The sequence below is a fragment of the Hypericibacter terrae genome, assembly GCF_008728855.1.
GTDB lineage: Bacteria > Pseudomonadota > Alphaproteobacteria > Dongiales > Dongiaceae > Hypericibacter > Hypericibacter terrae.
In genome coordinates this window covers 3,080,765-3,094,954 of the sequence record NZ_CP042906.1, presented here as the reverse complement: position 1 = coordinate 3,094,954, position 14,190 = coordinate 3,080,765, and the positions used below count along the sequence as shown (strand labels likewise).

The window sequence follows — 14,190 nt, the reverse complement described above, 5'->3', positions numbered from 1 at the left end:
AGCGCGTAATGAAACTGTCATCATCCTGCAACAGGTCTTGGGGCAACGCAATGCGAGGCCCGGCGGAACATCGCATGGCGTCCATGACGGCTGTGTGACAGTCTGCGCCCGGGACAGAGACAGAATGATGATTTTGCTGCAATGCGAAAAGCGAGATCGGACAAGGGGTTGCCGCCCGGCAGGAGGGAGGGCGACGGAGAATGACATGTTCATGAAGCGGCAGCCGGCGCGGCCATGGGAGAATGCATTCCAGCGATGAAGGTCGACGATCTGGGACTCTGGTTGGCTGGAACCGCGAAGGAGCAGCGTGATCTGGGCGCGCTGTTCGAAGCCTTCTGCCTCGAGCTGAGGCGGCGCGGCTCCGTCATCAACCGCAGCTCGCTCGGGCTCGAAGGCCTCGATCCCGAGATCGGCGGCATGAGATACACTTGGCAGGACGACGCCGTTCATCACACCAGCGTACCGCGGGCGGGAGTGGTTCAGTCGGCGAGTTATCAGAACAGTCCGATGCGCATCGTGGACGAGACCAACCGGCCGTTTCGCCAGCGTCTCGACGCCGGGCAGTCGATGCCCGTGCTGGAGGAGCTTCGGCAGTTGGGAGCCACCGACTACGCGATGTTTCCCATGCCCTTCATCGACAGGACGCGCTCGGCCGTCATTGCCTATTCGACGCCGTCACCGGCCGGATTCGGCGACGAGGAGCTGCAGCAGCTCGAGCTCGCGACCGATCTCTTCGGTCCCTACGCCGAGCGCCAGGTCCTGCGTCAGATCGCGGTCGATCTGCTCGACGTCTATGTCGGCCCGCATACGGGGCGACGGATCATCGAGGGACATGTCGAACGGGGCGATGTGGAGACGATCGAGGCGGCGATCTGGCTCGCCGATCTGCGCGGCTTCACCCGGCGCTCGGAAAGTTCTGCCATCAAGGATGTTCTCAAGGGGCTGAATGCCTGGCTCGAGGCGATGGTGACGCCGATCCACGAGCATGAGGGCGAGGTGTTGAAATTCATCGGCGACGCCATTCTGGCGATCTTTCCGATCGGGCCGGGGCGCAGCGCGGGCGCGGCTTGCGAAGCGGCGTTGGCCGCGGCCGAAGGCGCCTGCCGCCAGGTGGACGAGGTCAATCGCGTCCGTGCCGCGAAGGACCTCTGGCCGCTGGAGTTCGGGCTGTCGCTTCATTTTGGCGAGGTCGCCTATGGCAACATCGGGGCGCCGCGACGTCTCGATTTCACCGTGATCGGCGCTGCGGTCAACCGGGCGAGCCGCCTGCAGGATCTGAGTAAGCAGCTGCACCGGCGCGCCGTGATCTCGGGCACTTTCGCCGCTCACACGAAAGGACCGCTCACGCCGCTCGGAGTTCACAGCCTGCGCGACGTGGCGGAACCCCAGAGCGTCTATGGCCTGCCGGCGGAGACGAGCGCCGGCTAAATCACGCGATCGACCGGATGATACCGCCTTCGGCATGAAGGGCGGCACCGTTCGTCGCCGAAGACTGCGGCGAGGCCACATAGACCACCATGTTGGCGATCTCCTCGACGGTGGCGAAGCGCTGCAGCAGCGAGCTCGGACGATGCTCCTTGACGAAGTTCGCCGCCATCTCGTCGGCCGTCACCTTGTTCTGGGCCGCCATGGACTGCAGGAAGCCTTCGACACCGTCCGAACGGGTCGGACCGGGCAGAACGGAGTTGACGGTCACGCCGGTACCGGTGGTGAGCTCGGCCAGCCCCCGCGAGATTGCGAGCTGCCCGGTCTTGGTGAAGCCGTACTGGATCATTTCCTTCGGGATATAGACCGCCGATTCCGACGAGATGAAGATGATCCGGCCCCAATTGCGTTTCAGCATCGCCGGCATCAGCGAGCGCGACAGCCGCACGCCCGACATGACGTTGATCTCGAAGAACCGGGTCCAGTCCTCGTCGGGGATCTCGAAGAAATCCTTGGGCTCGAAGATGCCGGCATTGTTCACCAGGATGTCGACCTGGTTGACCGCCTTGACCAGCTTGGCGCAGCCGGCCGCGGTCGACACGTCGGCGGCGGCGCCGACGACGCGCGCGTCGGGATATTTGCTCTTGAGTCTGGCCACGGCGGCCTCGACCGTCGCTTCCTTGCGGCCGTTGATGACGACCTTGGCGCCGGCGGCCGCGAGTCCCTCGGCGATGGCATGGCCGATGCCGGCGGTCGAGCCCGTCACCAGAGCGGTCTTGCCAGTGAGATCGATTTTCATGGCGGTCAATCCTTGTCGTTGAATCGATGACGGAACCGAAATGTCGTGCCTCAGAATCCCTCGAGGACGATCTTGCCACGCGCCTTGCCGCTTTCAATCAGGGCATGCGCCCTTCTCAGGTTGGCTGCGTCGATACGCCCCAGATTGTCGCTCAATGTCGTTCGGATCAGGCCCGCATCGACGAGGCCCGATATCTCGTCCAGCAGGCGGTGCTGGCCGATCATGTCCTCGGTCTCGAACAGAGAGCGGGTGAACATCAGCTCCCAATGAACCGAAATGCTCTTGCGCTTGAGCGGATTGATGTCGAGCGTGGCGGGATCGTCGATGACCCCGAGCCGGCCCTGGGGTTTCAGGATCTCGACGATGGCGGGGAAGTGGCGCTCGGTGTTGGTCAGGCTGGCGACATAGCCGACCTGCGATTGATCGATCTGCTTCAACTCTTCCGACAACGACTTGTGGTGATCGATCACGTGATGCGCGCCCAGCGCTATGCACCAGGCGGCCGTCTCGGGGCGCGATGCGGTGGCGATCACCGTCAATCCGGTGAGGCGGCGTGCCAGTTGGATCAGCATCGAGCCCACGCCGCCGGCGCCGCCGATGATCAGAAGCCGGCCCGCGTCGGGGGGCTTGCCGGGCCGAATGCCCAGCCGGTCGAAGAGCAGCTCCCAGGCGGTGATGCCGGTCAGGGGCAGGGCGGCGGCCTGCGCGAACGAGAGCGTCTTGGGCTTGTGTCCGACAATCCGCTCATCCACGAGGTGGAGCTCGGCGTTGGTGCCCGGCCGCGCGATCGAGCCGGCATAGAAGACGGCATCCCCGGGCCGGAACAAGGTCGCTTCGGCGCCGACCGTTTCGACGACACCGGCGGCGTCGAAACCCAGGATCCTCGCCGTGCCGGGCGGCGGCGCGGCTTGGGCGCGCAGCTTCACATCGACCGGATTGACCGACACCGCCTTGACTCTGACCAGCAGGTCGCGGGGACCGGGCGTCGGTGTCGCGAGATCGAGGTCGAGCAGGGCCTCATCGCTCGTGACCGGAAGGTTCTTGCGGTATCCCACGGCCTTCATCGTTCGGGACTCCAGCTCAGGCGGTTGGCCGTCTCGAGAAGCAGCATCGCCATTCTAAGCGACAAGGGCGGTATCGACACGGTCATGCTGCCTGAAGAGCCGCCATCGCGATGGCACGGAAATGCTGCGATTGTGGTGCCGTTTCCGCCCTTTGGCCGATCGATGCGCTATCGGGAGGCAGGGCTCCGCGCCAGCCCGATATCGAGGGCAAAACCCAGCAGCAGGGCCGCCGCCGCTCCGCCGAACAGCAGACGGTAATCGAGGCTGACGGAATAGAGCCAGGAGAACCCGTAGCCGGCGGCCGCCTGCATCAGTGCGAACGAGACCGTCGCTCTGGCCCAGGCTCTCTGCTGGCGCCGGGGATCGCCGGCGTGGAGTTCCCGCAGACGTCCCAGCACGAGAGGCACGATACCGGGAATGAAGGCACCCATGACGAAGCTCGACAGCGCGACCATGATCGGGTTGGCGAGGACGGTGGTGCCGGCCACGATCGCGCCCTGGACGAGGAGGGCGAAGCGCATGGCGCCCCGGAACCCGATCCGGTCCGCCAGGAAGCCGGCGCCGATCGGCCCGACCAGGGCACCGACGCCCAGAAGCACCCAATCGAACGCCCCTTCGTGCAGCCCGCGTCCCAGTCCCCGGGCGACGAAGTCGACGAGGAAGATCATGTGCGGGACCAGTCCCACCGCGCCCAGCCCATAGACGATGAGGATCACGACCGCGACCCGGTCCGGCCGAGGGGCGTCGACCGGTGGCCGTTTGTCGGGCTGGCGCTGCTGCCGGGGCCATCCGAACCAGGCGACGCCCGTCAGGATCAGCGACAAGACGCCGAGACCGCACCAGGTGGCGACGAGCCCGGCTTGCAACAGGAGGGGCAGCAGCGTTCCCGACAGGGCGATGCCGAGGCCGACGCCGGTGAAGATCGCCCCGGCCCCCAAGCCGCGGCGGTGCTCGGGCAGATGAGGCAACACGGCGGGCGCCGCCAGGACCATCAGCACGCCGCCGGAAATGCCGGCCGCCAGGCGCCACAGGAACAGCCAGGAAAAGGAGAGCGGCGCGGCACAGGCGAAGAACGCGGCGACGGCAAGAAGCATCATCGCCCGCAACGGAAGAACCGCCCCGAACCGTTCGGCCGCGGGCGATGCGATCATGGCGCCGATGAGATAGCCGGTGAAATTGCCCGCGCCGAGATAGCCTGCCTGTGCCGGCGAGAGCCAGCCCTGGTCGATCAGGACGGGAACCAGGGGCGTATAGGCAAAGCGGGCCAGCCCGATCCCGACGAGACTGGCGCACAGGCCGGACAGAATGGCACGGCCGGGAGAGGGGGTTCCCTCGGAACCGGGCTGCAGCAGCGATGGGGACGGCATGGCGGGCGTGATCCCCCAAGATGACGGGGATCAGGTTAAGCGCGATCGCGCCCCAAAAACAGACGAGAGCAGCGAGGCGTCGCTTCGAGGCGTCAATGCCCGAAGAAGAGCCAGATCAGAATCAGCACGGGAATCGGAATGCCCAAGAGCCACAAAAGAGCATATCGCACGGGAATGTTTCCTTCCGCTGAATGAACGGCCCGCCGCAAACCGGGTTGGCCGCCGATTGGGCGATACCGATCCGCGTCCTATAGGGAAAAACGCGGCGGGCCTCGGAGGAGTTCCGGCACTGACTCCAAACCCGAGAAACGGAATGCGCCTGGCACCGTCGATTCCGGCCCGCGGAACTTTTCCGCAAAAACGCCCGTTCTCAAAATCGCTTTCGGCATTCGCGAACTGAAGGAAGGAACGCCGTCATGCTGCATTGGGCATTGGTTTTCTTGCTGATTTCGCTGGTTGCAGCCTTGTTCGGATTCAGCGGTGTCGCCGCAGTCTTCGGCGGCTTCGCCCAGTTGCTGTTCTACATTTTCATCGCCTTGTTCCTGGTCACGCTCATCCTGCATCTGGTGCGTGGCCGCGGACCTCCGCCGGTCGTGTAGGTTGGCGGCGGCGGGAACGGGAACCCGATTTTAGCAATCGCGTTCTTCCCCATAAGGAGATTGTGCTCGCGTCCACCGACCGGTGCCGGCTTCATTTCCCGGTGTAGAGGGGGTGAGTAATTTTTTCGGCCGCAGGAAGAAGAGGAGTTCCAATCATGATCGCAGCGACGAGACAGAGCGTGATGCCGGCCTGGAAAGCCTGGGCCGCTTTCTTGCTGACCATTGCCGTGCTCGCGCTGGCCGGCTGCAACACGACCGCCGGATTCGGTCACGATGTGAAGAACACGGGCCAGTACATCGAGAACAAGGCAAACGACGCGAAGGATTGAGTTCGCGCCCAACGGTCGGCGATCGGACCCGCTTCGATCGATCATGCTCCCCGTGCTGCCGCTGCAGCGCGGGGAGTTTTCGTTTGTCTCGCCGCGGGGAGACCGCGAGCCTGAGTCCACCCCTCCTTCTTTCCCTCCCCCAACTTTTGGGGGAGGGCAGGGAGGGGGATGACTCGGTCTACGATCTCGTCGGGATGCGAAGGGGCCGATATCGAGCAGCCCCCTCCCCAACCCTCCCCCAAAAAGTGGGGGGAAGAAAGCGAGGCAACGAGATTCTTCTTGGGTGCTGCCAACCGGGCAGCCGCGACATCAGGCCGGATCCTGATCCGAGCGGTCCTTCTTGGCATTGGTCACGGCCGCGGGCGTTCCGGAATCGGCCGGCCGGGCGCCGCTCTTGGCGGCATAGGGCTCCCGCAGCGGCGCGTGGCGGAGCGGGTCCTTGCCGTCATCCTCGATACCGCCCTGGCGCAAGCCGCCTTTAGCGGCGTCCTGGCCTTCCTCGCGAGCAGCCGATGTCGGATTCCGACGGGTGGGCGTGCGATTCCAGGGGGTCCGTAAGGTGCCTCGGGACCGAAGCTTGGCTGTCATGGCGTTCCTCCTGATTTTCCTTTAGGGATAACGCCTTGGCCATTCAGCCGTTCCTTGGATGAAAAGACGGGCTGGCGGGGCGGGCGGGGCGCCGCCATCCCTCGGGATTGTCGGTTATTCGCCATCCAATGTCGGGCCAGCGCGCATGGCCAGGCGCCATTCCCCCGAGAGTGGGCGCCGTTCCGTCGTCGCCGACGACCATCCAACCGAGGATCTCGATGGCCCTCCCTTCGCATGTGAAATACGTGATCATTGGTGCCGGCATTCACGGCCTCAGCACCGCCTGGCATCTGGGCGAGAATCTGCGCAAGTCCGGCCGCGGCAGCGGCAAGGACATCCTGGTGATCGACAAGACCGGAATCGCGGCCGGGGCCTCCGGCATCGCTTGCGGCGTCATCCGGAACAATTATTTCCAGCCCGCGATGCGCCGCCTGATGGCGCATAGCGTCTCGGTCTGGGAGAGCGACCCCAAGGCCTTCAGCTATCACCCGGTCGGCTATATGCAGATCAGCCCCGAGGTCATGCACAAGGACGTCGCCTCGATCGCCAAGCAGCAGAAGGAGATCGGCTATGAGTCGGTCTTCATCGAAGGCGAAAAGGACTCGATGACCTATATGAAGGGCCTGTTCGACGATTGGCAGGCCAAGGGCATCACCTCGGTCCTGCATGAGAAGAAGGGCGGCTACGCCAACAACACCGCGGCCATCTACGGCCTGGCGAAGAAGGCCGAGGCCGAGGATGTGCGCCTCGCCACGGGCGTGAAGGTCACCGGCTTCAAGAAGGACGCCAAGGGCGCGGTCCAGACCGTCGTCACCGACCGCGGCAATATCGACTGCGACATGGTCATTGTCGGCGCCGGTCCCTGGGTGAAGCAAATCTGGGACATGCTGGAGCTGCCCGCCCAGATCTCGATCAAGGGCCGCGACGGCAAGATGCACGACAATCTGCCGATGTGGATCTTCTGGTCGCTGCAGGAAGGCACGCTCGGCGTCGATCCGAAGCTGCAGCGGACGAATGACGGCAAGATGCCGCCCGTGATCCATGTCGATACCGATGCGCCGCTCCATTCGGACGTGGACGGCTCGCTTATCACCGACAAGCTCTGGGGCATCTATTACAAGCCCGACTTCAATTTCGGCGGCGTGCAGGGCGGCGCCATGCCGTTCAAGGTGAAAGCCGATCCGGCGAGCGTGAAGATCGATCCCTACGGGCCGGAATCGCCCGACTTCGTCGTCGGCGACGATTTCGCCCATATGTGGTGCTCGGCGCTGGCCTTCTGCCAGAAGCGCTTCGAAGGCAAGATCGGCGTCTACAAGAAGGAGCCCTCGGGCGGCATCGGCAGCTTCACCGCCGACAGCTTCCCGGTGTTCGACAGCTTCTGCCAGAACGTTTATGTGATCGCGGACTCCAATCACGGCTACAAGATGATCGGCGTGGGCAAGCTGGTGGCGGACGACATCTGCGGCAATCACAGCGATCTGCTGGATCCCTTCCGCTTCTCGCGCTTTGCCGAGGGCAAGCTGCATCCCGTGTCCCACAGCCCGTTCCCCTGGAGCTGAGCGACGGCGATTGTTTGGACTTCGGACAGGGCCGGGCACCCGCAGGTGCCCGGCCTTTTTCGTTTCCGTGCGATCGGGCTCCCATCGCCCGAAAGCCATCAGCGGGGGTCGAAAATAGGCTAGTTCGGTGAGGCCTACGGGTGGACAAAAGGTGCGGGGCCACTTTTGGCGTGGCCCCGGACCCAAGGATCGATCATGGACAGTTCACGCGCCACGCGACGAGCCCGGCGGCCACGGGATACGGGCCATCTCGGCACCGCGCTGCTGGGCGGGCCGCCGCTGCGCAACAGCTTCAAGCCGCTCGAGCCCATGAGCCAGGATCAGCTCATGGCCATTCACGAGGCCTCGCTCACGCTGCTCGAGGAAATCGGCATCGAATTCATGGGGAAGGCGGCGCGCGCGGCCTTTCGCGAGGCGGGTGCCGATGTCAATGACAGCACGGGCCTGGTGAAGATACCACGCGATCTCATCTCCGCGGCGCTCGAGTCCGCGCCCGGGAGCTTCGTGCTGACGCCGCGCAATCCGGCCCGACGGCTGCATATCGGTGGGAACCACATCTCTTTCGGATTGGTGGCGGGGCCACCGAACATTCATGACGGGGTCGCAGGCCGACGCTCGGGCAACCTCCAGGATTACCGCTCGCTGATCAAGCTTGCCCAAAGCTTCGACATCATCCATTTCATCGGCAATCAACCGACGGCGCCGGTCGAGTTGCCATCGCGCACGCGTCATCTCGATTGCTATCTGGCCAACGTCACCTTCTCCGACCGCGTCTATCACTGCACCTCGATCGGCCGGAACCGGGCGCTCGACGGCATCGACATCATGGCGATTTCACGCGGGATCACGCGCGAAGCGATGGCTGCGGATCCTGGCGTGGTGACCATCATCTCCGTCAACTCGCCGCGCCGCTTCGACGAGGCCATGAGCGACGGGCTGATGGCGATGTCGGAATTCGGACAGGCGGTCGTCGTGACGCCTTTCACCCTCATGGGCGCGATGACGCCGGTGACGCTGGCGGCGGCCCTGACGCAGCAGAACGCAGAGGCGCTGTCGGGCGTTGCCTTGACGCAACTGACGCGGCCCGGATCTCCCGTGGTCTATGGCGCCTTCACCTCGAATGTCGATATGCGCAGCGGCGCTCCCGCCTTCGGCACGCCGGAGAACGCACGCGCCACCCTGGCGGCGGGGCAGTTGGCGCGGCTCTACAATCTCCCCTACCGGGCGAGCAACTCGAGCGCCAGCAATGCCGTGGACGCGCAAGCGGCGTACGAATCTCAGATGTCGATCTGGTCGGCAGTGATGGGCCATGCCAATCTGGTCTATCACGGCGCCGGCTGGATGGAGGGCGGGCTCACCGCGTCGTTCGAGAAGGTCATCCTCGATGTCGAGATGCTGCAGATGATGGCCGAGACCATCAAGCCGATCGACATCGATCCCACCGAGATCGCGGAAGGGTTGAAGGCCATCGCGGCGGTGCCGACGGGTGGCCACTTCTTCGGCGCGGATCACACCCTGGCGCACTACGAGACCGCCTTCTACAAACCGCTGCTCTCCAATTGGCAGAATTACGAGAACTGGGAGCTGGCCGGCGGCCTCGATGCCACGAGGCGCGCCACCCAGATCTGGCAGAAGGCGCTCGAAGTCTATGAGCAGCCTCCGCTCGATCCCGCGATCGAGGAGGCGCTCACGGCCTTCGTGGCGCGGCGAAAGGAAGAGCTCAAGGACGTCGACCACTGAAATGCGGTTGTCAAGTGGCTAGATCGTAATCGCTTTCTCCGGCCCGACTAACAAATGTAAGGGTCAAAAACAGCACCGATACGATTGACCATTTGGTCGGGCCGGCGCCATTCTCTAGGTCCTTCGGAGCGCACCTCCCGCGCGGGCGCGCGGCGACAGTGGCAATTTGTGGTCCATGAACCCGCCATGCCAGAGCAAGGCCGATCGACCAGTCCGATAGGAGCTGCAGCAGGAGCGCCCGACAAGCAGTCCGAGCGGTTTGCCGCGGCGTCGCATCATCTGCTCGCGAGCCGGCTCAAACAGGCCGAAGCCGTCTGTCGCGGCCTCATCAAGGATTATCCGGACAGTGCCGAGGCATGCCGGCTCCTCGGCGACGTTCTGCAACGAACCGGCCGTGCCGAGGCCGCGGTAGCGCTGTTCGAGAAAGCGATCAAGCTCAACCCGAACTTCGCCGACACGCATTTCGGGCTCGGCAATGCGCTCTTTCAGCTCCGCCAACATGAAGCAGCAGCGGCGTGCTTTCGGCGGGCCCTCGCGCTGAGGCCCACCTTCTTCGAAGCATCGCACAACCTGGCAAGCACGCTGCGATTCCAGGGTCGTAATGACGAGGCCGTTGCGCAGTTCGAACGGACCTGCGAGCTCGCCCCGAATTGGCCGATCGCTCAATGCAACCTCGGCAATCTGCTGATCGGGCTCGGTCGGAGGGAGGAGGCAATTGCCCGATTCCGGCGAGCGCTCGAATTGAAACCCGACTTTGTGGAAGCGCTGACCAATCTGGCTGCGGCGCTGGGCGACCAGGGCAAGGTCGAGGATGCGGAGGCCTGCTATCGGCGGGCGATCACCTTGAAGCCGGCCTTCGTCGCGCCTTACAACAATCTCGCCAACCTGCTGCAAGCGCGGGGCCGGCACAAGGACGCCATCGCCTGGTACGAGCGCGGCATCAGGATCGATCCGAAGATGGCGGAACTGCACAACAATCTGGGCACTGCCCTGAAGGATCTGGGTCGACTGGATCAGGCCGAAGCGGCTTATCGTCGCGCGCTCGAGCTCCAGCCGAATCTCGCGGCCGCCCACAACAATCTCGGCAGCGTGCTCCAGACGCAGGGCAAGCTGGAAGCAGCGCGGACCGCCTACCGGCAGGCGCTTGCCATCGATCCGAATTTCGTCGGCGCGCACAACAATCTTGGCAATACGGTCCGCGAGCTCGGCCGGCTGCAAGAAGCGGAGGAGTCCTTTCGTCGCGCGCTGGCGCTCAAACCCGACAGTGCCGAAGCCCTCAACAATCTCGGTACCGTGCTGAAGGACACCGGGAGGCAGGCAGAAGCGCAGGCGGCGCTGCGGCAGGCGCTGGCTTTGCGCTCGGGCTTCGAGGTCGCACACCATAATCTGCTGATGACCATGCAATATGATCCAGCGACCTCGCCGGCGGCGCTTCTGGCCGAACATCGGGCCTTCGATCGACTGTTCGCCGCACCACTATTGCCGAAGCGGCTGGATCATCGCAACGAACCCGATCCCGAGAGACGGCTGAAGATCGGATATGTGTCGGGCGATTTCGGTCGTCATCCTGTCGGGTATTTCCTGACGCCGGTTTTACCGGCACATGACCGTGCCAAGGTCGAAATTTTCGCCTATTCCGATCGCCTCTCCGAGGACGAGGTGACCTGGCAGCTGCAGGCCGCCTGCGATCATTGGCAACGCGTCGTCGAGTTCAACAAAGCCGTGCTGGCGGAACGAATTCGCGCCGACGGCATCGATATTCTCGTCGATCTCTCGGGGCACACGGCCGATAATCGCCTGTTGACCTTTGCGCGAAAGCCGGCGCCCGTGCAGGCAACATGGGCCGGCTATGTCGGCACGACGGGGCTTTCGGCGATGGATTATCTGATTTCGGACGAATGCGAAACCCCGCCGGACTCCGAGGCGGAGTGCGTGGAGACGGTGATCCGGTTGCCCCATTGCTACGTCTGCTATGCACCACCTCCCTCCGCTCCTGAGGTTGACAAATTGCCGGCGTTGGAGCGCGGGCATGTCACCTTCGGTTGCTTCAACAACCTGTCAAAGATCAACAAAGCGGTCCTGGCTCTCTGGTCGCGGCTCCTGCTGGAACTTCCAGGTTCACGGCTGGTCATGAAGACGCACCAGCTCGACGATATGGGCACGCGGCAGCGCTGTGCCGATTTGTTCGCCGATCTGGGAATCGATTCGACGCGCATAAGCCTGCTCGGCAGATCGGCGCATCGAGCCCTTCTGCAGGAGTATAACGGCATCGATATCGCGCTCGATCCCTTCCCCTATTCGGGCGGCCTGACGACGCTCGAGAGCCTGTGGATGGGCGTGCCCGTGATTACAAAGAAGGGAGACCGTTTCGCCGCCCGACACTCGGCATCGCATCTGACCGCGGTGGGTTTGCCGGAGTTGATCGCTCCTGACCCTGACGGCTACGTGGCGCTGGCATGCGGTCTGGCCAAAGACTTGCCGCGGCTGGCAGCGTTGCGGGCGGGCTTGCGCGGCCGTATGGCCGCATCGCCGCTATGCGATGGTCCGGGCTTCACCCGGGATCTCGAGGCCGCCTATCGGACCATGTGGCGCCGCTGGTGCGCGGACCGGGGCGCCGGCGTCGTCTCGCAAAGCCAATAACCGAACGCGCCGCTGCAACCTCCAGTCCAACGGTTCGGGCTCTCGGTCAGTCCCGCTTTAATGCCGGAGAACGGCCAGATGTCGTTCGGGCGCGTTCGACTGTGGGGCGCGACATCTCGAAGAGAGGATCGGCGGCGCGCGTTGTTGTCCGCTTCACGCGTCCCGGTGGACATGAAGGCGTTGTCGCGAGCGCCACGGCCCCTCCAGAATGATGCTCAATCCTTGGAGCTGCCCGAAGGTTGTGAACGCGAACCGGATTCCCCTGGTCTTTGGTGGGCGTTGGCGCCAGGGGTGAAGTCGGAAGGTCCGGCGGTGCCGAGTGAAATGGCGTCTTCAAGTGCCAGAAGCTGCTCCCAGTTTCGCGCCGAAGCGACCTGCGCTTCGAGGACGGCAAGCAAGCCGTTCGCCTTCCAAGTCGCGCGGGTCGCTTCGGGCAGGGCGGCCAGTCGTTCAGGGTCGATGACACGCAAGCTCGACATGCAGAAGCGCGCGGCGATGCGGCCGGGGGTGACATTGCGGCTGGGCATCAGAAGCCCCATGCGGGTCAGCGGCTCGAACAACAGGTCGGTCTGCTCGAAGGCGGTCGCGACCGCCGCGCAGAACTCGAGCTCGTCTCGGCACAGCGCCGTCATCTCGCCGTTCGAAAACAACTTGTCCGGTGCCGATGGGTCGAGCTGCGTCGCTGTCTCGTCGATGCCGAGAATGAGCGTATTGGGATTGTCGCGACTGACGATGGTGATGAAGGGGTAGCGCCGAACGGCGACCGGAATGTAGTAACCGGGCCGCCAATTGCCGTCGGCATTCACATGTTGATTGATGCCTGGCAGCGCGCCGACGACGCAAAATGGTCGGGGTGGGTCGTTGGCGCTGAACGCGATGGGGTAATAGGGCGCAGCGTGGGCCAGCTCGCTCACCACCAAGGGGATCAGGCTTGTGGTCGCAGCGAACCCGTATTGATTCCTGACAAGACCGAGCTTCGCATGCTTGATGCGCGAGAGCTCCACCACCTTGCGGAAGAAGATAGGCAGCGGCTTCCTGTGCTGCTGCTCTGCCGATACTGCGCTAGGCGGCCGCTTGTCGACGAACTCCGGCAGGCGGAGCTTGGCTTCATGGTCGCCAACGCCCGGTTTCTCCCGCATGTCGAGGCCACGATAATAGCGCTTCTGCCAGCGCTCCTTCTGCTCGGCACTGTCGACGACGGTCAGGCGGTCGGAGAACTTGTTCCGTTCCCGCGACCAGGCCTCGTACTGAGCCTGAAGATCCGGCGCGCTCGACAGCAGGTGGAATTCCGGTTCGATTTTGTCGAGCAGCCCACGTTGAACGGGAAACACGAAGCAGAAGGGCTCGCCCTCGTCGAACGAGATCCAGTGGTCCGGCCGGGTGAAGCGCCAATTCATCGTGAAGGTATAGGGCGCCCAGTCCGTCTCGATCACGCCGCTCAGCGGATAGATGCCGTCCTTGGGGCTGTTGGGCGGGCCGCTGGCGAACAGGTTCCAGCCGGGATCGGTGCGGAAGAGGCCGTTCACGTGAAAGGTGAGGACGCCGTGGCCGAACATGCTGGCGGGCTGCAGGAAGGATTCCGCTGCGCTGCGGATATCGACGTCGCCGAGGCCTGCGCCTCCATTCCACTTGGCGCTGAAGGCGACGGGGCAGACGATCTCCCAACCATGCGCATTGGCGATGTTGAGCGGCAGGCAGCGATAGGCGAAAGCGTCACGGGTCTCATCCATCCAAGTCCGGGTCGCCGGAGCCGGACGCGGCGCGCTCGAATGGTCTCCAATTCCATAGAACCGTAGCTTCACGGTCGCCAACTCCAAAAATCGACCATTGGCATTTAGCGCCAAACTCTTGCGCCACGGAAGTGCCCATGCCGGTTCCGGACCACACCGGGATCAAAGGCACTAATCGAGCTCTCGTTCCGACGGCAAGGGTGACCGCGGACCCCGCACCGCGTCCTCTAGAGGGGCGGGGTCCTGGAAGATCTTCTCCAGGGAGGAAGCCCGACCCATGGGGCCCTCGGGCCGGGTGGGTCCATCTGGCAGGTGCTGCGCACAGATAGCGGTAGCGGTCAAATCCGGCC

General features: G+C 64.2%; 11 protein-coding genes. 6 read left to right on the top strand and 5 right to left on the bottom strand.

Annotated elements, in window-relative coordinates; translation table 11 throughout:
* The first annotated feature begins 255 nt into the window (after positions 1 to 255).
* A complete protein-coding gene (locus tag FRZ44_RS14115; RefSeq protein WP_191908101.1) occupies positions 256 to 1,428 on the top strand; it encodes an adenylate/guanylate cyclase domain-containing protein in 1,173 nt (390 codons plus the stop codon).
* A gap of 1 nt (position 1,429) precedes the next feature.
* Here FRZ44_RS14115 and FRZ44_RS14110 read toward each other — a convergent pair whose 3' ends face one another.
* From FRZ44_RS14110 to FRZ44_RS14100, 3 genes are all read right to left on the bottom strand, one after another.
* On the bottom strand, positions 1,430 to 2,224 hold the full coding sequence (locus FRZ44_RS14110) for an SDR family NAD(P)-dependent oxidoreductase (RefSeq protein ID WP_151177797.1): 795 nt from the start codon (positions 2,222 to 2,224) through the stop codon (positions 1,430 to 1,432).
* Positions 2,225 to 2,274: 50 nt separating this feature from the next.
* Positions 2,275 to 3,288: a zinc-binding alcohol dehydrogenase family protein gene (locus FRZ44_RS14105; RefSeq protein WP_151177796.1), complete on the bottom strand. Its 1,014-nt coding sequence runs from the start codon at positions 3,286 to 3,288 to the stop codon at positions 2,275 to 2,277.
* Positions 3,289 to 3,455: 167 nt separating this feature from the next.
* Positions 3,456 to 4,655: a YbfB/YjiJ family MFS transporter gene (locus FRZ44_RS14100; RefSeq protein WP_151177795.1), complete on the bottom strand. Its 1,200-nt coding sequence runs from the start codon at positions 4,653 to 4,655 to the stop codon at positions 3,456 to 3,458.
* 416 nt (positions 4,656 to 5,071) lie between these two features.
* Here FRZ44_RS14100 and FRZ44_RS14095 point away from each other — a divergent pair, with 416 nt between their 5' ends.
* A complete protein-coding gene (locus tag FRZ44_RS14095) occupies positions 5,072 to 5,254 on the top strand; it encodes a DUF1328 domain-containing protein (RefSeq protein ID WP_151177794.1) in 183 nt (60 codons plus the stop codon).
* Between the two features lie 155 nt (positions 5,255 to 5,409).
* On the top strand, positions 5,410 to 5,583 hold the full coding sequence (locus FRZ44_RS14090) for an entericidin (protein ID WP_225308255.1): 174 nt from the start codon (positions 5,410 to 5,412) through the stop codon (positions 5,581 to 5,583).
* 309 nt (positions 5,584 to 5,892) lie between these two features.
* On the opposite strand, the gene FRZ44_RS14085 is transcribed toward FRZ44_RS14090, so the two are convergent.
* On the bottom strand, positions 5,893 to 6,171 hold the full coding sequence (locus tag FRZ44_RS14085; protein WP_151177793.1) for a hypothetical protein: 279 nt from the start codon (positions 6,169 to 6,171) through the stop codon (positions 5,893 to 5,895).
* 218 nt (positions 6,172 to 6,389) lie between these two features.
* On the opposite strand from FRZ44_RS14085, the gene FRZ44_RS14080 reads away from it, so the two are divergent.
* The 3 genes from FRZ44_RS14080 (at position 6,390) to FRZ44_RS14070 (ending at position 12,110) form a co-directional block, all read left to right on the top strand.
* Positions 6,390 to 7,730 (top strand): NAD(P)/FAD-dependent oxidoreductase, encoded by a 1,341-nt coding sequence (locus FRZ44_RS14080; protein ID WP_151177792.1) that lies wholly within the window; start codon positions 6,390 to 6,392, stop codon positions 7,728 to 7,730.
* Positions 7,731 to 7,925: 195 nt separating this feature from the next.
* On the top strand, positions 7,926 to 9,470 hold the full coding sequence (locus FRZ44_RS14075; protein ID WP_151177791.1) for a trimethylamine methyltransferase family protein: 1,545 nt from the start codon (positions 7,926 to 7,928) through the stop codon (positions 9,468 to 9,470).
* 186 nt (positions 9,471 to 9,656) lie between these two features.
* Positions 9,657 to 12,110, top strand: a complete 2,454-nt coding sequence (locus FRZ44_RS14070) for a tetratricopeptide repeat protein (protein WP_151177790.1) — start codon at positions 9,657 to 9,659, stop codon at positions 12,108 to 12,110.
* 215 nt (positions 12,111 to 12,325) lie between these two features.
* Here FRZ44_RS14070 and FRZ44_RS27035 read toward each other — a convergent pair whose 3' ends face one another.
* The gene (locus FRZ44_RS27035) at positions 12,326 to 13,912 is read right to left on the bottom strand and encodes a DUF6065 family protein (RefSeq protein ID WP_225308706.1); all 1,587 of its coding nucleotides are present in this window, start codon (positions 13,910 to 13,912) and stop codon (positions 12,326 to 12,328) included.
* Positions 13,913 to 14,190: the final 278 nt, after the last annotated feature.

Coding starts and splice junctions, on each gene's coding strand:
- FRZ44_RS14095 (WP_151177794.1), top strand. CDS start 5,072: ATGCTGCATTGGGCATTGGTTTTCTTGCTGATTTCGCTGGTTGCAGCC.
- FRZ44_RS14100 (WP_151177795.1), bottom strand. CDS start 4,655: ATGCCGTCCCCATCGCTGCTGCAGCCCGGTTCCGAGGGAACCCCCTCT.
- FRZ44_RS14080 (WP_151177792.1), top strand. CDS start 6,390: ATGGCCCTCCCTTCGCATGTGAAATACGTGATCATTGGTGCCGGCATT.
- FRZ44_RS14105 (WP_151177796.1), bottom strand. CDS start 3,288: ATGAAGGCCGTGGGATACCGCAAGAACCTTCCGGTCACGAGCGATGAG.
- FRZ44_RS14110 (WP_151177797.1), bottom strand. CDS start 2,224: ATGAAAATCGATCTCACTGGCAAGACCGCTCTGGTGACGGGCTCGACC.
- FRZ44_RS14075 (WP_151177791.1), top strand. CDS start 7,926: ATGGACAGTTCACGCGCCACGCGACGAGCCCGGCGGCCACGGGATACG.
- FRZ44_RS14090 (WP_225308255.1), top strand. CDS start 5,410: ATGATCGCAGCGACGAGACAGAGCGTGATGCCGGCCTGGAAAGCCTGG.
- FRZ44_RS14085 (WP_151177793.1), bottom strand. CDS start 6,171: ATGACAGCCAAGCTTCGGTCCCGAGGCACCTTACGGACCCCCTGGAAT.
- FRZ44_RS14115 (WP_191908101.1), top strand. CDS start 256: ATGAAGGTCGACGATCTGGGACTCTGGTTGGCTGGAACCGCGAAGGAG.
- FRZ44_RS14070 (WP_151177790.1), top strand. CDS start 9,657: ATGCCAGAGCAAGGCCGATCGACCAGTCCGATAGGAGCTGCAGCAGGA.